Source organism: Paenibacillus sp. FSL K6-2862, from assembly GCF_038005125.1.
GTDB lineage: Bacteria > Bacillota > Bacilli > Paenibacillales > Paenibacillaceae > Paenibacillus > Paenibacillus illinoisensis_A.
Genome location: NZ_JBBOSN010000001.1, coordinates 6067218 through 6087017, shown reverse-complemented (window position 1 = coordinate 6087017; position 19800 = coordinate 6067218). Strand labels below are relative to the sequence as shown.

17 protein-coding genes are annotated in these 19800 nt (G+C 52.4%); 13 read left to right on the top strand and 4 right to left on the bottom strand.

All coding sequences use genetic code 11. The features are described from left to right. Positions 1-55 precede the first annotated feature (55 nt). Positions 56-664 carry a LysE/ArgO family amino acid transporter gene (locus MHB82_RS27590; protein WP_341176320.1) on the top strand — a complete coding sequence of 203 codons (609 nt, stop codon included), beginning with the start codon at positions 56-58 and terminating at the stop codon, positions 662-664. Positions 665-775: 111 nt separating this feature from the next. Here the strand turns inward: MHB82_RS27590 and MHB82_RS27585 are convergent, their stop codons facing one another. Together MHB82_RS27585 and moaA are read right to left on the bottom strand one after the other, a co-directional pair. Continuing rightward, entirely contained in the window at positions 776-1612 is an 837-nt protein-coding gene (locus MHB82_RS27585; protein ID WP_341176319.1) for a methyl-accepting chemotaxis protein, read from the bottom strand. 314 nt (positions 1613-1926) lie between these two features. Continuing rightward, positions 1927-2880: a GTP 3',8-cyclase MoaA gene (gene moaA, locus MHB82_RS27580; RefSeq protein ID WP_341176708.1), complete on the bottom strand. Its 954-nt coding sequence runs from the start codon at positions 2878-2880 to the stop codon at positions 1927-1929. Between moaA and MHB82_RS27575 the strand changes: the two genes are divergently transcribed. Beyond that, the gene (locus MHB82_RS27575) at positions 2806-2976 is read left to right on the top strand and encodes a hypothetical protein (RefSeq protein WP_341176726.1); all 171 of its coding nucleotides are present in this window, start codon (positions 2806-2808) and stop codon (positions 2974-2976) included. The genes moaA and MHB82_RS27575 overlap by 75 nt on opposite strands. 79 nt (positions 2977-3055) lie before the next feature. On the opposite strand, the gene MHB82_RS27570 is transcribed toward MHB82_RS27575, so the two are convergent. Then, positions 3056-5278 carry a methyl-accepting chemotaxis protein gene (locus MHB82_RS27570; protein WP_341176318.1) on the bottom strand — a complete coding sequence of 741 codons (2223 nt, stop codon included), beginning with the start codon at positions 5276-5278 and terminating at the stop codon, positions 3056-3058. A gap of 577 nt (positions 5279-5855) precedes the next feature. Here MHB82_RS27570 and MHB82_RS27565 point away from each other — a divergent pair. The 11 genes from MHB82_RS27565 (at position 5856) to MHB82_RS27515 (ending at position 17763) form a co-directional block, all read left to right on the top strand. Beyond that, on the top strand, positions 5856-6671 hold the full coding sequence (locus tag MHB82_RS27565) for an ABC transporter ATP-binding protein (RefSeq protein WP_341176317.1): 816 nt from the start codon (positions 5856-5858) through the stop codon (positions 6669-6671). Then, positions 6652-7464, top strand: a complete 813-nt coding sequence (locus MHB82_RS27560) for an ABC transporter permease (protein WP_341176316.1) — start codon at positions 6652-6654, stop codon at positions 7462-7464. Before MHB82_RS27565 ends, MHB82_RS27560 begins: the two co-directional genes overlap by 20 nt. Continuing rightward, positions 7461-8396: an ABC transporter permease gene (locus tag MHB82_RS27555; RefSeq protein WP_255247947.1), complete on the top strand. Its 936-nt coding sequence runs from the start codon at positions 7461-7463 to the stop codon at positions 8394-8396. Before MHB82_RS27560 ends, MHB82_RS27555 begins: the two co-directional genes overlap by 4 nt. Positions 8397-8476: 80 nt before the next feature. Further along, entirely contained in the window at positions 8477-9538 is a 1062-nt protein-coding gene (locus tag MHB82_RS27550) for an ABC transporter substrate-binding protein (RefSeq protein ID WP_095359998.1), read from the top strand. Between the two features lie 22 nt (positions 9539-9560). Beyond that, on the top strand, positions 9561-10934 hold the full coding sequence (locus tag MHB82_RS27545) for an aspartate aminotransferase family protein (protein ID WP_341176315.1): 1374 nt from the start codon (positions 9561-9563) through the stop codon (positions 10932-10934). A 75-nt stretch (positions 10935-11009) separates the two neighbouring features. After that, positions 11010-12290 carry a M20 family metallo-hydrolase gene (locus tag MHB82_RS27540; RefSeq protein WP_341176314.1) on the top strand — a complete coding sequence of 427 codons (1281 nt, stop codon included), beginning with the start codon at positions 11010-11012 and terminating at the stop codon, positions 12288-12290. Positions 12291-12382: 92 nt separating this feature from the next. Continuing rightward, the gene (locus tag MHB82_RS27535; RefSeq protein ID WP_110758591.1) at positions 12383-13264 is read left to right on the top strand and encodes a nitrilase-related carbon-nitrogen hydrolase; all 882 of its coding nucleotides are present in this window, start codon (positions 12383-12385) and stop codon (positions 13262-13264) included. A 71-nt stretch (positions 13265-13335) separates the two neighbouring features. Next, positions 13336-14706 (top strand): NAD(P)-dependent oxidoreductase, encoded by a 1371-nt coding sequence (locus MHB82_RS27530; RefSeq protein WP_341176313.1) that lies wholly within the window; start codon positions 13336-13338, stop codon positions 14704-14706. Between the two features lie 92 nt (positions 14707-14798). Beyond that, on the top strand, positions 14799-16094 hold the full coding sequence (preA, locus tag MHB82_RS27525; protein WP_110758593.1) for an NAD-dependent dihydropyrimidine dehydrogenase subunit PreA: 1296 nt from the start codon (positions 14799-14801) through the stop codon (positions 16092-16094). Continuing rightward, positions 16091-17530 (top strand): dihydropyrimidinase, encoded by a 1440-nt coding sequence (gene hydA, locus MHB82_RS27520; RefSeq protein ID WP_341176312.1) that lies wholly within the window; start codon positions 16091-16093, stop codon positions 17528-17530. Before preA ends, hydA begins: the two co-directional genes overlap by 4 nt. A gap of 5 nt (positions 17531-17535) precedes the next feature. Beyond that, entirely contained in the window at positions 17536-17763 is a 228-nt protein-coding gene (locus tag MHB82_RS27515; RefSeq protein WP_095359991.1) for a hypothetical protein, read from the top strand. 12 nt (positions 17764-17775) lie between these two features. Here MHB82_RS27515 and MHB82_RS27510 read toward each other — a convergent pair whose 3' ends face one another. Continuing rightward, complete coding sequence (locus tag MHB82_RS27510; RefSeq protein ID WP_341176311.1) at positions 17776-19425, bottom strand: PucR family transcriptional regulator; 1650 nt, start codon at positions 19423-19425, stop codon at positions 17776-17778. Positions 19426-19800: the final 375 nt, after the last annotated feature.

The following is a 19800-nucleotide window of genomic DNA, read 5'->3' as shown; positions in this document are numbered from 1 at the left end:
GTCACACGGAAAGTCATCCCCGCTAATATAGAGACATATACAAGGGGGATGTACAATGAGTGTAATTATTCACGCCGTGGTACTGGCGTTTGGCCTGATCCTGCCACTTGGCGTGCAGAACGTGTTTATTTTTAACCAGGGGATGAGCCAGCGAAGTTTACTGCGTGCACTTCCGGCAGTAGTCACTGCTGGTATTAGCGATACCTTATTAATTGGAGCTGCGGTCGGAGGGGTGTCCCTCATTTTGCTGCAGTGGCCGCTGCTCTCCGGTGTGCTGTATGCAGGCGGCAGTGCATTTCTGCTGTATATGGCATGGAGCATATGGAAATCATCCGGAACCATGAGTGAGTCAGCATCCGCGCTCACTGCAGGACGTCAGATCGCCTTCGCCGCTTCCGTATCCCTGCTTAATCCGCATGCGCTGCTGGATACGGTAGCTGTCATTGGCACCAGCTCACTTCAGTATGAAAGGATGGACCGGATTGCTTTTGCTATCACGGCAGCGGCGGTTTCGTGGATATGGTTCCTTGGACTCGCAAGTGCTGGAAGGTGGATGGGAAGAACAGATACCACTGGCCGAATCAGTCTGGTCTTCAACCGGTTATCGGCAGTGGTGATGATCGTGATGGCCGCCATGATGATATGGAAACTGATTCATATGTAATGTTTCGGGAATTTATGCTCAGAAAAACCCCGCACGCTCTCGTGCGGGGTTCTTTGTGTTATAAGCTGAGCTGCAGCCAGTCGTAACATATGGTCATGCTGCTGTGTATCGTTATTCTGTCTTCAGAATCATGGATTGAATGAAGGACTTCAGTTCATCACTCACACTGTTCAACTGATCAATTACCTCGCTAAATTCCGTGACGAGTTCAGCCTGCTGGGTGCTGGACTGGGAGATGGACGCAATCTCCTGCTCCATCTGACGGATGGAATGTTGCACGTCCTTAAGGGAGCGTTCGATATTCACGGTAGCTTCCTTCGTTCCGGTGGACAGCTTGCGCACTTCGGAGGCCACTACACTGAATCCAGCGCCCGCTTCACCCGCTCGTGCCGCTTCAATAGCTGCGTTGAGGCCGAGTAAATTGGTTTGTTCAGAGACTTCCCGGATAAACGAGGCCACTTTATTGACTTCCGCTGCATTTTGAACGGCAACCTTGGTATTGTCCAGAATTTGTGAAGAGGAGGCAGTCAGCTCTTCGGATTGGGCCGCAACAGTTTGGACCATGTCCGTCAGCCTGCCGCTAATGCTGCTGATTAATTCGGTGAAATGTCCAAGCTGCTCTTCATTTTTGAGGGAGAAACCAATGGCCAGGGTACCCACAATGTTTCCCGCATCATCGCGCAGAGGCGTAGCTGTGGAATTAAGGGCTGTTCCGTAATGCTGTGCTTCAATATGATTGGCAGAAGTCTCACCATTAATCAGGGCACGGCGTAATGTCGGATCCTCAAGTGAAATGGGGTCACCTGCCTTAATGCCGAGGTCAAGATCCTCACTTGGTGCATAATACCAGAATTTCTCGGTATCGGTTACAGCAATCATTAGATTTTGTCCCTTAAGCATGGTTTTGAAATATGGACTTGCTGCGACCATGGCTTCAACAATGTTCATCCAGTCAGCTCCTAAGTGCGGTATATTTGTTTGATTTTCTTTGACTATACATCGTCCAGATCACAGAGATTATGAAGACCTAGAGGGAAATATATAAAATCCTCTTTTATTGTAACAATTTTAGTAGCAGTAAGGAAAAAGGAAGTTCTATTTTATAGTCATCCTCTTAGGATTCTATGAAAAAAAAGCCGCTAAGGATATCTCCTTCGCGACTTCAGAACAAGCTAGTATTGGCAGCACAACGTTGGTTGAGCTCACTTGCCATCCATAATTCCTTCATTCGTTCGTACCCATTATAGGGTTCAAAAGAAGACCTACCCGCCGATCTGGGACATGCGCCGTACGGTTGGGGTATGGCTTTGCATTTTTTGCTCAAGCGCCAGCGCCATCTCATGATTCTTCGGCTTTGTGCCGAGTGCCTTGAGGAAGAGGGCAGCCATCGCATCCGGATCATCAACATAGCGGCGAACATTGTACTCATCCGACCAGTACAGGCAGGCCTTAATGTGTCCGTCTGCCGTCAGGCGCAGCCGGTTGCAGTTATCACAGAAGTGATCGCTAACCGGGTGGATCAGTCCGAAGGTTCCCTGTGAACCAGCAATCTTCATGTTGCGGGAAGGACCATTCCCTGCTGGTCCGGATGTGCTCTCTACAGTCCAACCGGCTTCCGCACACACATCGGTGACGGTTTCCAGCGGGAGATACGATTTGCGCCATGAATCCGAAGCATGCCCGATTGGCATGTATTCGATAAAACGCACATGCAGCGGTTGATCGATCGTCATCGCAATGAAATCCTTGATTTCGTCATCATTGATGCCCTTCATCAGGACCACATTCAGCTTGATTGGCGCAAGTCCAGCAGCCGTTGCAGCTTCAATCCCCTTGAGCACTTTATTGACGTCTCCTCCGCGGGTAATCATGGAGAATCGGTCCGCATGAAGGGAATCGAGACTGATGTTAATCCGGTTTAACCCAGCGTCTTTCAGTGCCTGGGCCTGTTTGTCCAGCAGGAGCGCATTGGTCGTCAGCGCAATATCCTCAATCCCGTCGATCGCCGAGATCATGCCAACAAGTTTATGCAGATCCTTGCGTACCAGAGGTTCACCGCCAGTCAGGCGAACTTTGCGCATGCCCATCGGGGCGAGCACCTTGAGCACCTGGGTGATTTCCTCGTAGCTCATAATTTCATCATGCGGGGCGAACTCCATGCCTTCGGCTGGCATGCAGTACACACAACGCAAATTACAGCGGTCCGTAACGGAAATACGGATGTAGTCATGGATCCTGCCAAACGAATCCTGGAGCATATCCATGCAGACCACCCTTTCATTGATTCAGATTGGAAAGCTTCTATAAAATGAACGAGACGACAATGTCGAAATTCAAAAGAACAGTTGCATCAAATTTTAGCTATTTCTCCAATCCACGTCAACGATAACGTCAGGTGGCAGCAATTTTTTCGGGATGAGTCAGCTGGAATTGACCCACGATTTGCTGCAGAAATACAGTGATGGCTTCCACATTATGCGAAGACTGTTGAACATGCATCATGTCACTCAGCAGTGCCATCATCTCGGTCTCCACCTCTGCGGACGTGGAGCGGTTTTGTTGACTGATGGCAGCGATATTTTCCATAAGTCTAACGACTTGATCCACGACCTGTGTCCTCTGCGAATCTTCGGCTGACGCACTTTGCAGCAGTTGTGCAGCTGCTTGAACCAGTGTGCTTCCTTCAGCAAGCACCTGATCTCCCTCATGAATGGAGCGGGCAGCGGTATCGGCTGCGGTAGTGATATTGTTCAGAATCTGATGGATGTCCTCGGTAGAGGAACGGGACAGCTCAGCCAGCTTGCGAATCTCCCCGGCAACGACAGCGAAACCGCGGCCATGCTCACCGACACGTGCTGCTTCAATGGATGCATTCAGCGCAAGCAGGTTCGTTTGAGCCGATATCTCATCAATGGCTGCAAGTGCACGGTAAATGTCCTGCATGGTCTCCATAAAGGAAAGAATCGTACGGTTCGTATCCTTGACGGTCCCCGAGATCTGTGTCATTTTGCCGCCAATGCGCTCCACTTCCTGACGTGCGACCACAATCTGTTCTGTAGCCGAGGCTTCCAGCTGCTGCAGGGTAAGACGCATATGATCGGCAGCCAGCTTGGCTTGATCGAGATTCTCCAGCTGTTCACGTATGCCGTGGATCATGGACCCAATCTTATGATTTACACGTTCGGTCGTAACTTGGGTCGTTTTGGTGGAAGTGCGCATCTGATACTGGTTGTTCATTACATCCACGGTGGCAACCTGAACCTTGAGCATGATGCCTTCGAGCGAGTCAATCATGTTATTGATCCATTTTGCGAGTTCACCGGATTCATCCTGTGCAAAAGTGGATGGTTCCAACCGCTGGGTCAGATCGCCCTGACCTTCCGCGTTGATCCGAATAAATCGGCTGATGCGCCGCAAGTCCTCGTGCACACGTTGATTGTGTCTCCGTTGCAGCTGATCTGCAGTGACCAAACCCAGAATGATATTAAATGCCGCCAGAGCTGCTGCACTCCAAGCACTTCCTGATAAGGCATATACGAGGGCAGCTCCCCCAATGCCAGACAAACCGATAAACAGGCTGTGCAGCTTGAACTGACGCCAGCCGATACTGCGTACCCGGTATACTTCCTCCAGATCACCTTCGCACATCATGCCCCATCGATCGGGACAGTGGGGAAGCTGGAAGGTGATGCCTTTGCCGATAACAGAAATGTGACGGTAATCGGAATAGCCCGGATAGGCTGCAAACAGATTCGACCCGTTACGAATGGTATTAGCAACGCCAGGATGCAGCTCCCCAGTGGAAGGGTCGGTGAACATCAACTCCAGTTCGGTATGCTCTTTGACGGATACAATCCCCCAATTGGTTGTGACACCATCCTTGAGATTTTCGCCATGTGTAAATGTATGATCCTCAAATCGGCTGCGAGACAGAGCTGTTCCTGGCTGCAGATGCGGACGCAGTTTCGACTCGGCCATGAAGAGATAATTGTCTCCCGAATCGGGATAGACATGTCCAGACTCCCGTTGGATCAAGTCCCCGAGTACATCATTGGGGATTCGGCAGCACAGTGAACCGATGTAGCGTCCTCCCTGTATCATGGGTTCAATGAACATGAGCGTGACATCATCGTGAAAAGAGGAGGAGCGAGGCCCGATCTCCAAGGTCACTGGGTCCGAATAGGGTCCATAGAGACATCTTTTCCCGGTCGCATCTGCTCTGGCATATTTCAAGCCAGGTCCAATGGAAGCTTCGTTATCTTCATAGATCTGCCCAATATGTTTTTTATATGTAGAAAATACAACCTGATTCTGTTCGTCCAACATAAAAATCTCTGTGCTATCTGCTGCCCGGATGTACGCTGCTTTGAAGCATGCATCCCATTTGCTGCTATTTTGTACGATATGTGCTGTGTCCAGAAGTCCTGCTGACTGGATCTGGTGCACGAATTGATCCATATGACGCCACTGTTCATCTGCCCAATCCAGTAGAAGCTGCCGCCTAGTTTCGGCAATTCCCTCAAAAATCTGCTCCACATCATTCTTGATATGTGCGTTCAACCGATACGACCGCCATAACGGCCACCCTTTTCTCCAGCCAAGCCAATCAAACATACAGACCACCCCGATCTTTGAAGTTGAAAGCTTAATTGCACAGCCCTTTCCTGATAAAACGATATGGATTCTGTCATTTCCAAAAGAAGTGGTATTCCTATCTTTTCCATATAAAACGTTATACAAGAAAAACGACAAGAATACGAGGGTATATGTCAAATTTTCCGAATATTTATTCAATAAATACAAAGAAACATGCGCTTTTTAAGGAGGACTAGTATGCGAAGGACCTATATTATAGGTCTTAATGTACTGGAATCCGTACCCAGTTCTATACGTATGCTCGAATAAGCCATTCATAAAGAACATTGAAATAAAGGCTATATATGCATATCGAATAACATGGTGTCAGATAAACCATCCATGGGCTGACATCGTTCTGAATGAGAATTTGTCTCATTTTACACTGTGTAACATGAACAGGCCCATACTCAAAACAGTCTGTATAATGTAATCTCCGCCCAATGATTTATAGTATTACCTAACCAGAAAAACCTGTTACGTTCGTGAACGCAAACCTTCCATTCGGCCTTGGTGTGAAATGAAACCTAACTTCCCCGCGAAAAGGAGAATGCCCATGTCATCCATGAACGTCCCCGAAAATCGCCACATTGAAATTGATCATGTATCTGTCGTTTTTGGTACTGGAACCAAACAGGTCACCGCACTGTCTGATGTGACGTTCCACATCCAGTCCAATGAATTCGTCTCGCTGCTTGGTCCCTCAGGCTGCGGCAAGTCGACATTGCTCAGAATCATAGCCGATCTGCTGCAGCCGACTTCAGGCAGCGTCCGCATTGCAGGCTCAGAACCTGAAAAGGCGCGTCTGCAGCGACAATTCGGGATCGTATTCCAGACGCCAGCCCTGTTTGACTGGCGCACGGTACGTCACAATGTAGAGCTGCCGCTGGAGATCCTGGGCACAAGCAAAAAAGAATGCCGTCGCATCAGCAGTGAGCTGCTTGAGATGGTGGGGCTCACCCGATTTGCTGACCACTATCCTTGGCAGCTCAGTGGAGGCATGCAGCAGCGGGTATCCATTGCCCGTGCGCTCTCGCTGGATCCGCCGCTGCTGCTGATGGATGAGCCGTTCTCCGCGCTGGATGAATTCACGAAAGAGAAGCTTCAACTGGAACTGCTTGAGATCAAGCGGTCCACGGGCAAAACCTTCCTCTTTGTCACGCACAGTATCCCCGAAGCCGTATTTCTGTCAGATCGCATTATTGTCCTCTCGGCACATCCCGGGCAAGTACATTCCATTCACTCTGTGGCGCTGCCTTCGGATCGAACCAATGACCTGAGAGAGACCGAGGACTTCTACCACATGCTGACCACCATTCGCAATTGTTTTCATGAGGAGCGTGATCCGGGCCATGTCCCTGAGCTCACTTAAACTGGATTACCGTTCCTGGATCGTGATATGGATTCTATCGCTATTGCTGCTGTGGGAAGGCATAGCTTGGATTCTCCACATGTGGATGTCGCCACAGCAGGCTGCATCCCGTCTGCCATATCTTCATGACGTTCTTGCCGCACTGGTTCGCTACTCCGGCACTCTCGCTGAGCAGGGGGCAGTGACGTTCGGCAATGCAGCAATTGGATTCGCAGGGGGAGCAATGCTGGGTCTAATGCTGGCACTTCTTATGAGTGCGGCCGTCTGGCTGGAACGTACATTATCTCCCTATGTTATCTCCTCACAGATGATCCCAATTATCGGTCTCGCACCGATCGTGTACGGCATTATTCATCATGCCGAGTGGGCCAGGATCGTCATGGCGGCTTATGTTACATTCTTCCCCATTGTCATTCACACGTTAAAAGGGTTAAAAAGTGCCGCACCGGAGCATCTGGAGCTGATGCGTTCCTGCGGAGCCTCGCTGCCGGCCAGATATATCAAATGCCTGCTGCCTTCAGCCCTACCAGGACTGTTCTCCGGCATGAAAATCGCTGCCCCGCTAGCTGTTACTTCTTCCATCGTCGTTGAACTGATGGGTGCACCCGATGGACTCGGTGTCCTGATGGTCAGTTCCTTGTATTATGGCAGTGCTCAAGCCGGCATGTTCTGGGCTACGATCATGCTTAGCATCGGTATTGGCCTAATTTCGTATCTGGTCATCAGCCTGGCCGAGCGTTGGTTAACGCCTTGGCAGCCCGAATTTAGAGCCAAGGGAGGGAACACGGTATGAGGGAAGGGGTAATGGTGAAGCGCAGCCGGGATGAGAACGGAACGGCTGCTGTATCCGGCTCTGCAGCTTTGCCCGGTTCAGCTATGGCTGCTTCTGTCCCCGGCTCGGAGATTCAGGGGCAGCAGGGACAAGCAGAACAGGAACGGCCAGTAGGTAATGCGCCGAGTAAACGGGTCATTCTACATTTGCTCCCCTGGCTGGCGGGCCTATGTTTTCTCGCCTTGTGGCAGCTCCGGTTGTTTCATCAATTATTTTCACTGGAAAGTTACCAGCTTCCTGTACCTTCAGCCATTGCAGCTTCCATCCGGGATAATGCGGAAATGCTCTTTCGATATGCTCTATATAGTGGAACGGAAATGCTGGGAGGTTTCTTGCTCGGTTCTCTTCTGGGGGCGGTCGCAGCCGCAGGTGCCTCGTTCTTCCCCATCAGCGGCAAGGCAGGGATTGCAGTGATGTCGGCTCTTAACGCAGTACCAATTGTTGCACTGGCGCCCATCATGAACAACTGGTTTGGGGACGGCATCTGGTCACGGATTGCCGTAGTGGCCGTCATTACGATGGCAGCCATGGCAGTCAGTCTGTTCAAAGGGCTCACTTCCATACAGCCGCAGTACGGTGAACTGCTGGACGGACTGGCTGCAAGCCGTATGCAGGTGTTCTTGAAGTTGCGTTTGCCACACGCCATGCCGTCCCTCTTTGCCGGACTGAAGATCAACATGTCCACCAGTATTATCGGTGCCATTGTGGGCGAGTTTTTTATCGCTTCCCAAGGTCTTGGATATCTGCTGTCGGATCAGATTCGGCTCGCCAACATGCCGCTTGCCTGGTCTTGTATCGTCATTGCCGCCGCTCTCGGCATCGTGCTCTATGAAGCCGTTGTACTGGCGGAGAAGCGGCTCATTCCATGGAACCGTGTGCGCACTAACGCATAACCCTCACCATCGTGCGGGAACACCACAGATCCGCTGCAGTACCTGATTGAATTCTTATATAAACAGGGGGTTGTTTGTATATGTACAAAACGTTGAAATCGGGTTTGATGGTCGTTGTGCTGATGCTGGCGGTTGCCTTGCTGGCAGCATGTTCCGCGAAGACGGAGCCGTCTGCTGACCCTGCTGCTGCAAGTTCAGGAGGAGACGCAGAGCAGTCCTTAACGAAAGTGAAAATTCAGCTTAAATGGGTTCCGCAGGCCCAGTTTGCCGGAATTTATGCCGCGAAGGAGCAAGGTTTTTTTGAAGATGAAGGCATTGATGCAGAGATTATTCCGGGTGGCCCGGATATCGTTATTGAACAGCAGGTGGTCAACGGTGCAGCCGATGTCGGCATCACGGGGGTTGACAGTCTGCTGGTGAGCCGTGACAACGGTCTGCCGCTGGTCTCCCTTGCCCAGATTTCACAGAAGAGCAGCTACCGCCTGATCGCAAAGAAGTCGGCAGGAATTACGGATCCTGCCCAGATGAAAGGCAAAAAGGTAAGCACATGGTTCGGCAGCCAGCAGTTCCAGGTCCTCGCTTTTATGGAGAAGAACGGACTTGATCCGAAGAAGGATATTGAGCTGGTGAAGCAGGGGTTTACGATGGATCAGTTTTTCAATGACCAGGTGGATGTCGCGACAGCAACCATATATAACGAATATCACGTCGTGCTGGAGAGCGGCGTACAGGAGTCCGATCTGGATGTGTTCAACATTGAGGACGCTGGCGTAGGCATGCTGGAAGATACATTGATCGCGAAGAAGGACTGGGTCGATGGCAACCGCGATCTTGCCGTTAAAGTCACCCGTGCCATTCTGAAAGGCTGGAACTATGCCATCGACAACCAGGAGGAAACCGTGGATATCGTCATGAGCAACGTGACCGACGGCAGTACGACCCGTGAACATCAGGTTACGATGCTGGAGGAGATTGCGAAGCTGATTCGTCCGGAAGGATTTACGGAGCAGCAGGTGGGCAGTTTTGTGGATGAATCGTTTGCCCGTACAGCAGATATTGCACTGAATTATGGATTGATCAAGAAGGCAGCCAATCTGGATGAAGCGCTGGAGAAGAGCATTTACGAAGAAGCGGTGAAATAAGGCAGTCGAAGGAGGATGGCGAATGAGCTCCGTGGATCAGCAACCTCAGCCGCTTAGCGGTACCAAGGAAGAATGGCTGGAGAAAGACCGCAAATATGTGTGGCATCACATCTCGCCTCATAATGATCATCCAATGATTGCGGTCAGCGGGGAAGGCAGCTGGATCACGGATCAGGATGGAACGCGGTATCTGGATGCCATGTCCGGGTTATGGTGCGTGAATGTGGGGCATGGACGGGAGGAGATTGCGAAGAGCGCATATGAGCAGATGAAATCACTCGCTTATGTGCCGATGACCCAGAGCCACGAGCCGGCGATTTTGCTGGCAGAGAAGCTGAACGAATGGCTGGAGGGGGACTATCGAATCTTTTTCTCCAATTCCGGATCGGATGCCAATGAGGTGGCGTTCAAAATAGCCCGTCAGTTTCATCACCAGAATGGTGAGCCAACGAGGCACAAGTTCATCTCCCGTCACCGGGCTTATCATGGGAACTCCATGGGCGCACTCGGTGCCACCGGGCAAGCTGCCCGCAAGATCAAGTATGAGCCGCTGGGTGTGGGCTTCTCCCATGTCCCACCCCCGTATTGCTACCGCTGTCCGTTTGGACGGAACAAGGAGGGGTGCGGACTCGAATGTGCAACCATCTATGAAGAGGTCATCCGCTGGGAAGGCCCAGAGACCGTGGCCGCAGTGATCATGGAACCGGTGATTACGGGGGGCGGCATGATTGTCCCACCTTCGGACTACATGCGTACAGTGAAGGAAATCTGTGAGCGTTATGGTGTACTGCTGATCGTGGATGAAGTGATCTGCGGGTTCGGTCGTTCGGGACAGAAGTTCGGACACCAGAATTACGGGGTGCAGCCGGATATAGTCACCATGGCCAAGGGGATGACCAGCGCGTACTCTCCATTATCGGCTACAGCCGTGCGAGCGGATCTGTATGATACGTTCCGGGAACCCGGACCGGATGCTCACTTTCGCCATGTGAACACCTTCGGCGGCAATCCGGTCTCCTGCCGGGTAGCACTGGCCAACATCGAAATTCTGGAGCGTGAAAATCTGGTGGAGCGTGCCGATGAACTGGGGCGAGTCCTTCGTGAGAAGCTGGAGCCGCTGCAGGAGCTGCCTGCGGTCGGAGATGTTCGAATGTTTGGCTTCGCCTGCGGCATCGAGCTTATAGAAGCGGATGGCTCCCCAGCTGATGCTGGGAAGGTAGCACACGTGCTGGCCAGCTGTAAGAGGGACGGCATTCTTATTGGTAAGAACGGGGACACGGTACCCGGTTTCGCCAACATTTTGACGATATCACCGCCCTTTGTCACCACGGAGGAAGAGCTGGAGCTGATCGCGGAAAGTTTGCTTAAGGCACTGCGGAGTGTGGAGGCAGGATAGTGGATGGATAGAGAATTCCAGGAACGACTCTTGTATGACTCGTGTGAATAATAAACCATGTGGAGGCGAGGGAAGATGCAGACCACAACCGGAATAGGCATTAACCATCTTCGGTTGAATGAACGAATTGAACAATTGTCCCGTATTGGACGAATCGGTGAGACGGGCGTTTGCCGACTGGCCCTCACCCCTGAAGATATGGAAGGCATTATCCAGGTGCGTCTCTGGATGGAAGAAGCTGGACTGGTGACCCGTCTGGATCCATTCGGGAATCTGATTGGCCGCATGGAAGGTGCTGATCCTGCGCAGCCCATTTTGATGATCGGCTCGCATATTGATTCACAGCCTTATGGCGGTCGGTATGATGGTGCCATTGGTGTCCTGGGTGCCCTGGAAGCTGTGCAGTGCCTGATGGAGAGTGGCATCCAGCCTGCCATGCCGATAGAGGTCGTTGCCTTTTGCGATGAAGAGGGCTCACGTTTCAACAAAGGTCTGTTCGGCTCCCGGGGAATGACCGGGCAGTTGGAAGAGGGAGAACTGGAGCGGCAGGACAGGAATGGGGTGACTCGCCGGGAGGCGCTGGAATCCTTCGGATACTGGGTAGAGAAATTCGCTGAAGGAGTCTATGCACCTGGTTCCATCGGCAGCTATCTGGAGCTGCACATCGAACAGGGCCCTGTGCTGGAATCGCTGGATGCCCCGGTGGGACTGGTCACGGGCATCTCCGGTCCATTATGGCTCACGATTACGATCAAGGGCATGGCAGGGCATGCCGGTTCGGTACCGATGGCCATGCGTCATGATGCGCTCGTAGGCAGTGCCAGAGTCATTGCAGCGTTTGACGACATGGTTAGAGCAGATCCGGCTGCACCCACGGTTGGTACTGTGGGCAGTCTGAGGGTATTCCCCGACTCGCGCAACATTATCCCTGAGGAAGTCAGCTTCACCTTGGACTTGCGCGATATGGAGATGGAACGCCGCAACCAGCTTGAAGCCCGGCTGATGAATGTGCTTGCTGAAGTATGCGGTCAGCATAGGCTTACCTATTCCGTGGCTGAAGATACCAATAGTGAACCGCGCTACTGTGCGGAACGAATCAAGGCAGCCATTCGCTCATCTGCAGAGGAGATGGACTTGTCCTTGCCGGAGCTTATGAGTGGTCCATTCCATGATGCACTGGCGCTATCTTATGTGTGCGATTATGGCATGATTTTTGTCCGCAGCAAGGATGGGATCAGCCATCATCCGAGTGAGTATTCCTCCCCGGAGGACATTGCGCTGGGAACGGAGGTATTATACCGCACGATTCGGCAGATATGCAGGGTGCTGCCTGCTGACGATGAATCCGAGGGCTGATTCACCTTTTCTGATATGAAAAAGGAACCGATGGACGATCGGATTCATCTTTAATACATCCTAATCTGGGTAGAAGGAGGCGTTACTGGCGTATGGGGAAAATCAATATAGGCCTGATTCAGGCTTCGCATGAAGTGGAAGGATCGGCACCGGTTGAAGATCACAAGGAGGCTGCCATTCAGAAGCATATCACCCTGGTCCGTGAGGCTGCAGCACGAGGAGCACAGATTATCGGACTGCAGGAGGTCTTCTATGGACCCTACTTTTGCACCGAACAAAATCCCAAATGGTACGCATCTGCCGAACCGGTGCCGGAGGGACCGACAACCAGGCGATTTCAGGCGCTTGCGAAGGAACTTGGCGTTGTGATCATTTTGCCTGTGTACGAGGTAGAAGGCATTGCATCATATTACAATACGGCTGCCGTGATTGATGCCGATGGCTCCTATCTTGGCAAATATCGCAAGCACCATATCCCGCATGTAGAAGCAGGCGAGGGCACGAACGGCTTCTGGGAAAAATATTATTTCAGGCCCGGGAATCTCGGATATCCGGTATTTGATACGGTTTACGCCAGAGTAGGCGTGTACATCTGCTACGATCGGCACTTTCCGGAAGGAGCGCGCCTGCTCGGACTCGCCGGAGCGGAGATTGTGTTCAATCCGTCAGCCACGGTGGCGGGTACATCGGAATATCTGTGGAAATTGGAACAGCCTGCCCACGCCGTTGCCAACGGCTATTACGTGGCTGCCATTAACCGGGTAGGCGTGGAGGCGCCTTGGAACATGGGTGAATTTTATGGTCAGTCGTATCTGGTGGACCCGCGCGGACGAATGGTCGCCATGGGCAGCAGGGATCAGGATGAGATTGTCATCGGCGAGATGGATACCGAAATCATCCGTGAAGTGCGCAATGTGTGGCAATTTTACCGGGATCGGCGCCCTGAGACGTATGAGCATCTGGTTAACCTGTAACTGGCATTTGAAAGGTTGTATTCAAAAAGAAGAACCCGGACCCTAATTCAATCCCTAGGAGGTGCATGTTCATGATAAACAGCACGGGAGCAGCGTTATCCGATTATGGATGGGAGAGCCGTTTTGCCGAGATGAAACCCGCCATGACAGGCAAGGAAGCGATGGAGGAATCCAATCGCTGTCTGTACTGTTACGATGCACCTTGCATCAAGGCGTGCCCAACGGACATCAATATCCCTTCGTTTATCCGGAAAATCTCGACAGGTCATCTGAAAGGCTCGGCCCGAACCATTATGGATGCCAATCCGGTAGGAGCCAGCTGTGCAAGAGTCTGTCCAACCGAGGAATTGTGCGAAGGCGCCTGTGTATTGAACGAATCGTCGAAGCCCATTCGCATCGGTGATCTGCAGCGATATGCCACGGACTGGGCACGGGCAGCCAACGAACCTTTGTTTCAGGCAGCCCCCTCCAATGGCCGTTCCATCGCAGTTGTTGGCGCCGGGCCTGCCGGCTTGTCCGCAGCCAGAGAGCTTGGCCGTGCAGGGTATGAGGTGACGATCTATGAAGCGAAGCCTAAGGGTGGTGGATTAAATACGTACGGGATCGTCTCCTTTCGTTTACCTTTGGAAGTGTCCCTGTGGGAAGTGGAGCAGGTTGAAGCGCTGGGAGTACACATCCGGTACGGTGTACGCATAGGCGTGGATCTGTCTCCTGAACAACTGCTGGAACAGCATGAAGCTGTCATTCTGGCTTGTGGTATGGGTTCCGTTCCGATGCTTGGGATCGAAGGAGAGAGCTTGGAAGGGGTGTACGATGCCATTGAACTGGTGGAATCCACGAAACAGGGCGTACCGCCTGCGCTGAAGGGTCTGAGAGTAGCCGTCATAGGTGCGGGCAACACGGCAGTGGATGCAGCCACCTGCTCGGTACGTCTGGGAGCAGAACGTGTACAGATGCTTTACCGGCGCGGAGAGGGTCAGATGACGGCCTATGCGTTTGAATATGCGTTTGCGAAGCAGGAAGGTATAGAGTTCCGCTGGTTTACGATGCCGAAGCGTATTATTGGCGATGAGAATGGGCGAGTCCGGGCTGTGGAGTGTGTGAAAATGGAGCTGGTCACGCCGCCAGGAGGCGGGCGTGCATTACCCGTACCCCAAGAAGGAACGGAGTTCATGATTAAATGTGACACCGTCGTCCGGGCAATCGGACAGAACCGGCTGTTGCCTCTCATTGAAGCTTTCGGTCTGCGTCATCACTGGGGCGTTGTCGAGGTGGAGCAGCAGACCTACCGAACGTCTCATCCGCAGATCTATGCGGCAGGGGATGTGGTTTTCGGCCAGGGGCAAGGCGAAGCCATGGTTGTCTCAGCAGCACAGCAGGGCAAGCTGGCCGCAGCAGCACTGATGAAGGCACTGCCTGGACAGGTGGAGGAGACAGCTTGAGATGAGCTTGTGCTTCGTATGCTGTTCAGACTACGAAGCCACCGAGTGCAGAGCAAGACCATATATGCAAACAACACCAAGGAGGGATCGTTATGGCTGACTTATCGATAAATCTGGCAGGTATTCGATCACCCAATCCATTTTGGCTGGCATCCGCGCCACCGACCAATACAGGATATCAGGTGCAGCGCGCCTTCGAGGCAGGCTGGGGAGGTGCGGTGTGGAAGACGCTGGGTGAACCGATCATTAACACGTCATCCCGTTTTGCCGCTGTACATTTCGGCGGACAGCGGGTAGCGGGCTTCAACAATATTGAGCTGATCTCCGATCGTCCACTGGAGGTCAATCTGCGAGAGATTGCTGAAACAAAGAAACGTTTCCCGGATCGCGCGGTCATTGCATCATTGATGGTAGAACCGAAGCGGGAGAAGTGGCATGAAATTGTCAAAAAGGTAGAAGCCGTTGGGGTAGACGGACTGGAGCTGAATTTTGGCTGCCCTCACGGCATGGCAGAACGGGGGATGGGGGCGGCTTCCGGTCAGCAGCCGGATCTGGTTGAGCTGCAGACGATGTGGGTGAAGGAAGTCGCGACGACCCCCGTGATCGTGAAGCTGACACCGAATATTACGGATATTACGGCAACGGCCCGGGCCGCAGTGCGCGGCGGTGCGGATGCCATTTCTCTTATCAACACCATTAACTCTCTGGCGGGGGTGGATCTGGATTCGTGGAATACCGTGCCCCATGTAGGCGGCAAAGGGGCCCATGGCGGCTATTGCGGACCAGCGGTGAAGCCTATTGCCCTCAACATGGTGGCCGAATGTGCCCGCCATCCGGAAGTGGGCGTGCCCATTTCGGGAATTGGCGGCATATCCGATTGGCGGGATACGGCCGAGTTTTTGCTCATGGGAGCGACAGGCGTGCAAGTGTGCACGGCAGCGATGCATCATGGTTTTCGCATCGTGGAGGATATGATCGATGGGCTGAATGATTATTTGGATGAGAAGGGCCTGAGCAGTGTAGCGGAACTTGTGGGCCAGACAGTCCCCCGATACTCGGACTGGGGTGATCTGGATCTCAACTACAAAGTGGTCGCCCGCATCAACCGTGATGTCTGTATTAACTGCAACAAGTGCCATATCGCTTGTGAGGACACATCGCATCAGTGTATTGATATGCTGACCGATCCTTCCGGCGCCTATCTGGAAGTAGTCGAGGAAGATTGTGTGGGATGTAACCTATGCTCGATTGTGTGTCCGGTGGACGGGGCTATTGAAATGGTCGAGGTAGCACCTGAACAGACTCCATTAACCTGGAATGAACGTCAATCTGCAATTGCTGTGCTGCAATCGATTAGAGATCAATCAACCAAGGAGGCGATATCATGAGTGGGCGCAAACTGATTCGGAATGGCGTGTTGGTCACGGCAGCGGACACATTTGAAGCAGATATACTCATCGAGAACGGGAAAATCACGCAGATTGGCATGGGCATGGTGGCGGATGACCGAACGGAGATCGTGGATGCCTCCGGCTGTTACGTCATTCCCGGCGGTATTGATCCGCATACACATCTGGATATGCCTTTTGGCGGGACAGTAACCGCGGATGATTTTGCAACGGGAACCGCAGCTGCAGCGTTTGGTGGAACAACGACAATCCTTGATTTCTGTCTGACTCAGAAAGGCAAACCGCTTACCGAATCCCTGAAGGAATGGCATGCGAAGGCCAAGGGGAAGGCTGCCATCGACTATGGATTTCATCTGATGATCGGAGAGATGAATGACCAGGTATTGGAGGAACTGCCGCAGGTCATTGAGGAAGAAGGGGTGTCTTCCTTCAAAGTGTTCATGGCCTATAAAAACCAGTTCCAGGCGGATGATGGCATCCTCTATCAGACGCTGCAAAAGGCCAAGGAGTACGGTGCACTGGTCATGGTGCATGCTGAGAACGGCGATGTCATCGATCTGCTTGTGCGACAGGCGCTCGCTGAAGGGCGGACCGAGCCGATTCATCACGCCCTTACCCGTCCTTCCATCCTGGAAGGAGAGGCGACAGGACGCGCTGCACGTCTGGCTGCCCTTGCGGATTCACAGCTGTATGTTGTGCATGTGACGTGTGCCGAAGCCGTGGAGCAGATTGCACGCATGCGCGACATGGGCTACCGGATTTGGGGCGAGACATGCCCGCAGTATCTGACGCTGGATCAGTCCATCATGGATCAGCCTGATTTTGAAGGGGCGAAGTATGTCTGGTCCCCGCCTCTGCGGGAAGCCTCCCATCAGGAGGTGTTGTGGAACGCACTGAAGAGCGGCCAGTTGCAGACCATTGGGTCCGATCACTGCTCATTTAATTTCAAGGGGCAGAAGGATCTGGGGAAGAATGACTTTAGCAAAATTCCTAATGGTGGGCCTGTCATTGAGGACCGGCTTAGCATTTTATATTCGGAGGGAGTTGCGAAGGGACGCATCTCATTGAATCAATGGGTAGATCTGTGTTCTACCCGGGCGAGCAAGCTGTTTGGGATGTTTCCGCAGAAAGGGACACTTGCAGTCGGTACTGATGCGGATATCGTTATTTTCGATCCGTCCATTTCCCGGGAGATATCGGCGAGTACACATCATATGAATGTGGATTATAGCGCCTTCGAAGGCATGCAGGTAGAGGGATGTCCCGTTACCGTGCTGTGTCGGGGGGAGTATGTCATTAAAGATCGTCAGTTTGCAGGTGTGGCAGGATCAGGCCAGTATGTGAAGCGTGCCAAATACGATGCAGGTGCCCCCATGCCTGGGCGGCAGGCGGTTACGACAGTGACGAGAGGTTGAGGCGAATGATGGAGAATGAAGCATTTGAAGCGGAGAAATTGGCGATCGAACGAATGGTTGCGCTGGGATATCGAATCTATTCGGTTCAGGAGCATCTGGAGGGTGCCAGTGTCGTATGGGAACATCCCGATCATCCGGGCGAAATGAAAGAGCAGCATGTGGGTACAGCGTCCGGACGAAAGTGGTTCGTCCACTTTCTGATCCGGCAGCTTCAGGAACAGCGGGGGGCATAGTCCTCTTGCCATTTATGCAATTGGACCATGAACGTATTCATAAGCGTAGATGGCGAGTTCGATGGCGACGCGTTTCTCGGGGAGGATATAGTCTTCTCCGAGCAAAGCTTCGATTTTGTCGAGCCGGTGATAGAGGGTCTGTCTGACAATGAATAGGGCAGTAGCGGTCTCCTGTTTGGAGCAGCACAGCACGAAATATTGCTTGAGTGTGCGCAGCAGCTGGCCGCCTTTCTCTGCATCATGCCGGATGACGGGGCCGAGGTATTCCTCAATAAAATCCTCCAGATTACCGCTCTGCTTCATCCCTGCGATGATGCGGTAACCATGGAGATTGCTGTAAAACGGCTGCTGCATGGGTCCGGTATCCTTTTGAATGCGCAGCGTTTCCTTCGCCGTATCCAGGCTGTCCTTGAGTCGTGACAAATCGGCACAGCTGTGACCAATGCCCAGCAGACCGGAGAACAGACGATGGGTCTGGTCCGTTTCGTGGTGCTGTAGCTGCTCTATGCAGCGCCAGAGATGGCTTTTGCGCTGAGGACCTGGCTGAGGATCGAGGATGATCAGGATGATCTGATGATTCAATACCGTGCTGAACAGGGAGAACCCTTCCCTGGAGAATACAGAACGGGCGACGATATTGCGCTGGATAAGCAGCTTCTGCAGCTTGAGGCTGTCCGTATAATTCGGATTACTGTCAAACAAAACAACGGTGCCCTTGCTGGCAGCAAGCAGGGGGCTGGCGGACAGGTACTCTTGGATTTCCTTGGCCGTGTGATGTCCGTTCAGCCAGTCAATGACCCACATGTCCTCCTTATAACGACGCTTCTCTTCCATGTATTTGGTTCGCATCCAGTCCTGTGCAATAGCGGCTGCGCAGCGCTCCAGCGCCTGAATGACAAATTCATCAGTAGGCTTGTGACGCAGTGACTCCGGCTCGTGTTCGGGAAGTTTCTCAAGAAAGAGTACCAGGTCTGCGAAGGTGTAATCGAGCGCCTGAACAGGCAGGGTATAGGCATCCATAGGCTGCTCCAAACGATGGGAATGGCTTGATTGTCCTGTCTCAGGTGAATGGTTGCGCTGGCTTAACCAAGCCATTCTGCGGTTCTCCAATTGCTTTGGCGGACAATAAGGAACAGCACTGGCTTCCCCCTCGAGCGGGTATAATGCAACCGGGCAGCCGGTTGTGCGTGATAACAAGCGAAGCAGCGGCTGTACGCCGTCTCCGTTTAGCAGGAGCTGGTTGAACGAGGTAGTCAGATTGTCGAGTTCGGCGAGCATCCGCTGATGACTGCGAATCAGGGCGAAGTGCAGGTCTTGTGTAATATCAATGTAGCGGACTTGTTCATGGAACCAGATCAGGGGAAAGTCATCTGCTGCTGCGATTTCCTTCATCGCTCCAAGTTGTGACTTGGTGTGAATCCCCAGTTCGATACAGAGTCCAGCCGCACCACGGGCAATTAACTGCCGCAGGAAAGACAAACCTTGCTGCTCATCAGCCTGCCAGCCGATGCCGGTAGTCAGTACCAGTTCTCCTCCGTTTAACAGATCGCCCACATCCGGTACCTCCATAATATGGACCCAACGGACATACCTCTCCAGTGCCCGTTCACTGGCCAGTACCTCTGCCTTGCGAAATACAGGCCGTTTCAACATGTCTCTCATCTGAAGTTGGAGCGTCGTTTCCCCCATACAACCACCGTCCTTCCCCAATTGCATGCCGATTGCAATCCCGCCTCATGATGCAGGTTTCTGAAGAGCTTCTGTTATGTTGTGATGTACGAGCTGGATGACCTGTCTAAAATCCGTTAACTTACATAATTAATCTATATTATAAGTCCATTTACCGATGATGGGCTGAAATCTGACGCTGATTTGTTTTACATAACAAAGTAAGCTCCTTTTTTTGTAATCTGGAATAATCCAGGTTCGGATTGGTGTTGTTTTACCTGACATTTAGGGAGGGAGCCCCTTAATGGCAAACCAAAAAACCTCCTGATCTCATTGGAATGGACAGTCATTAGTCATTCCAATGGAGAA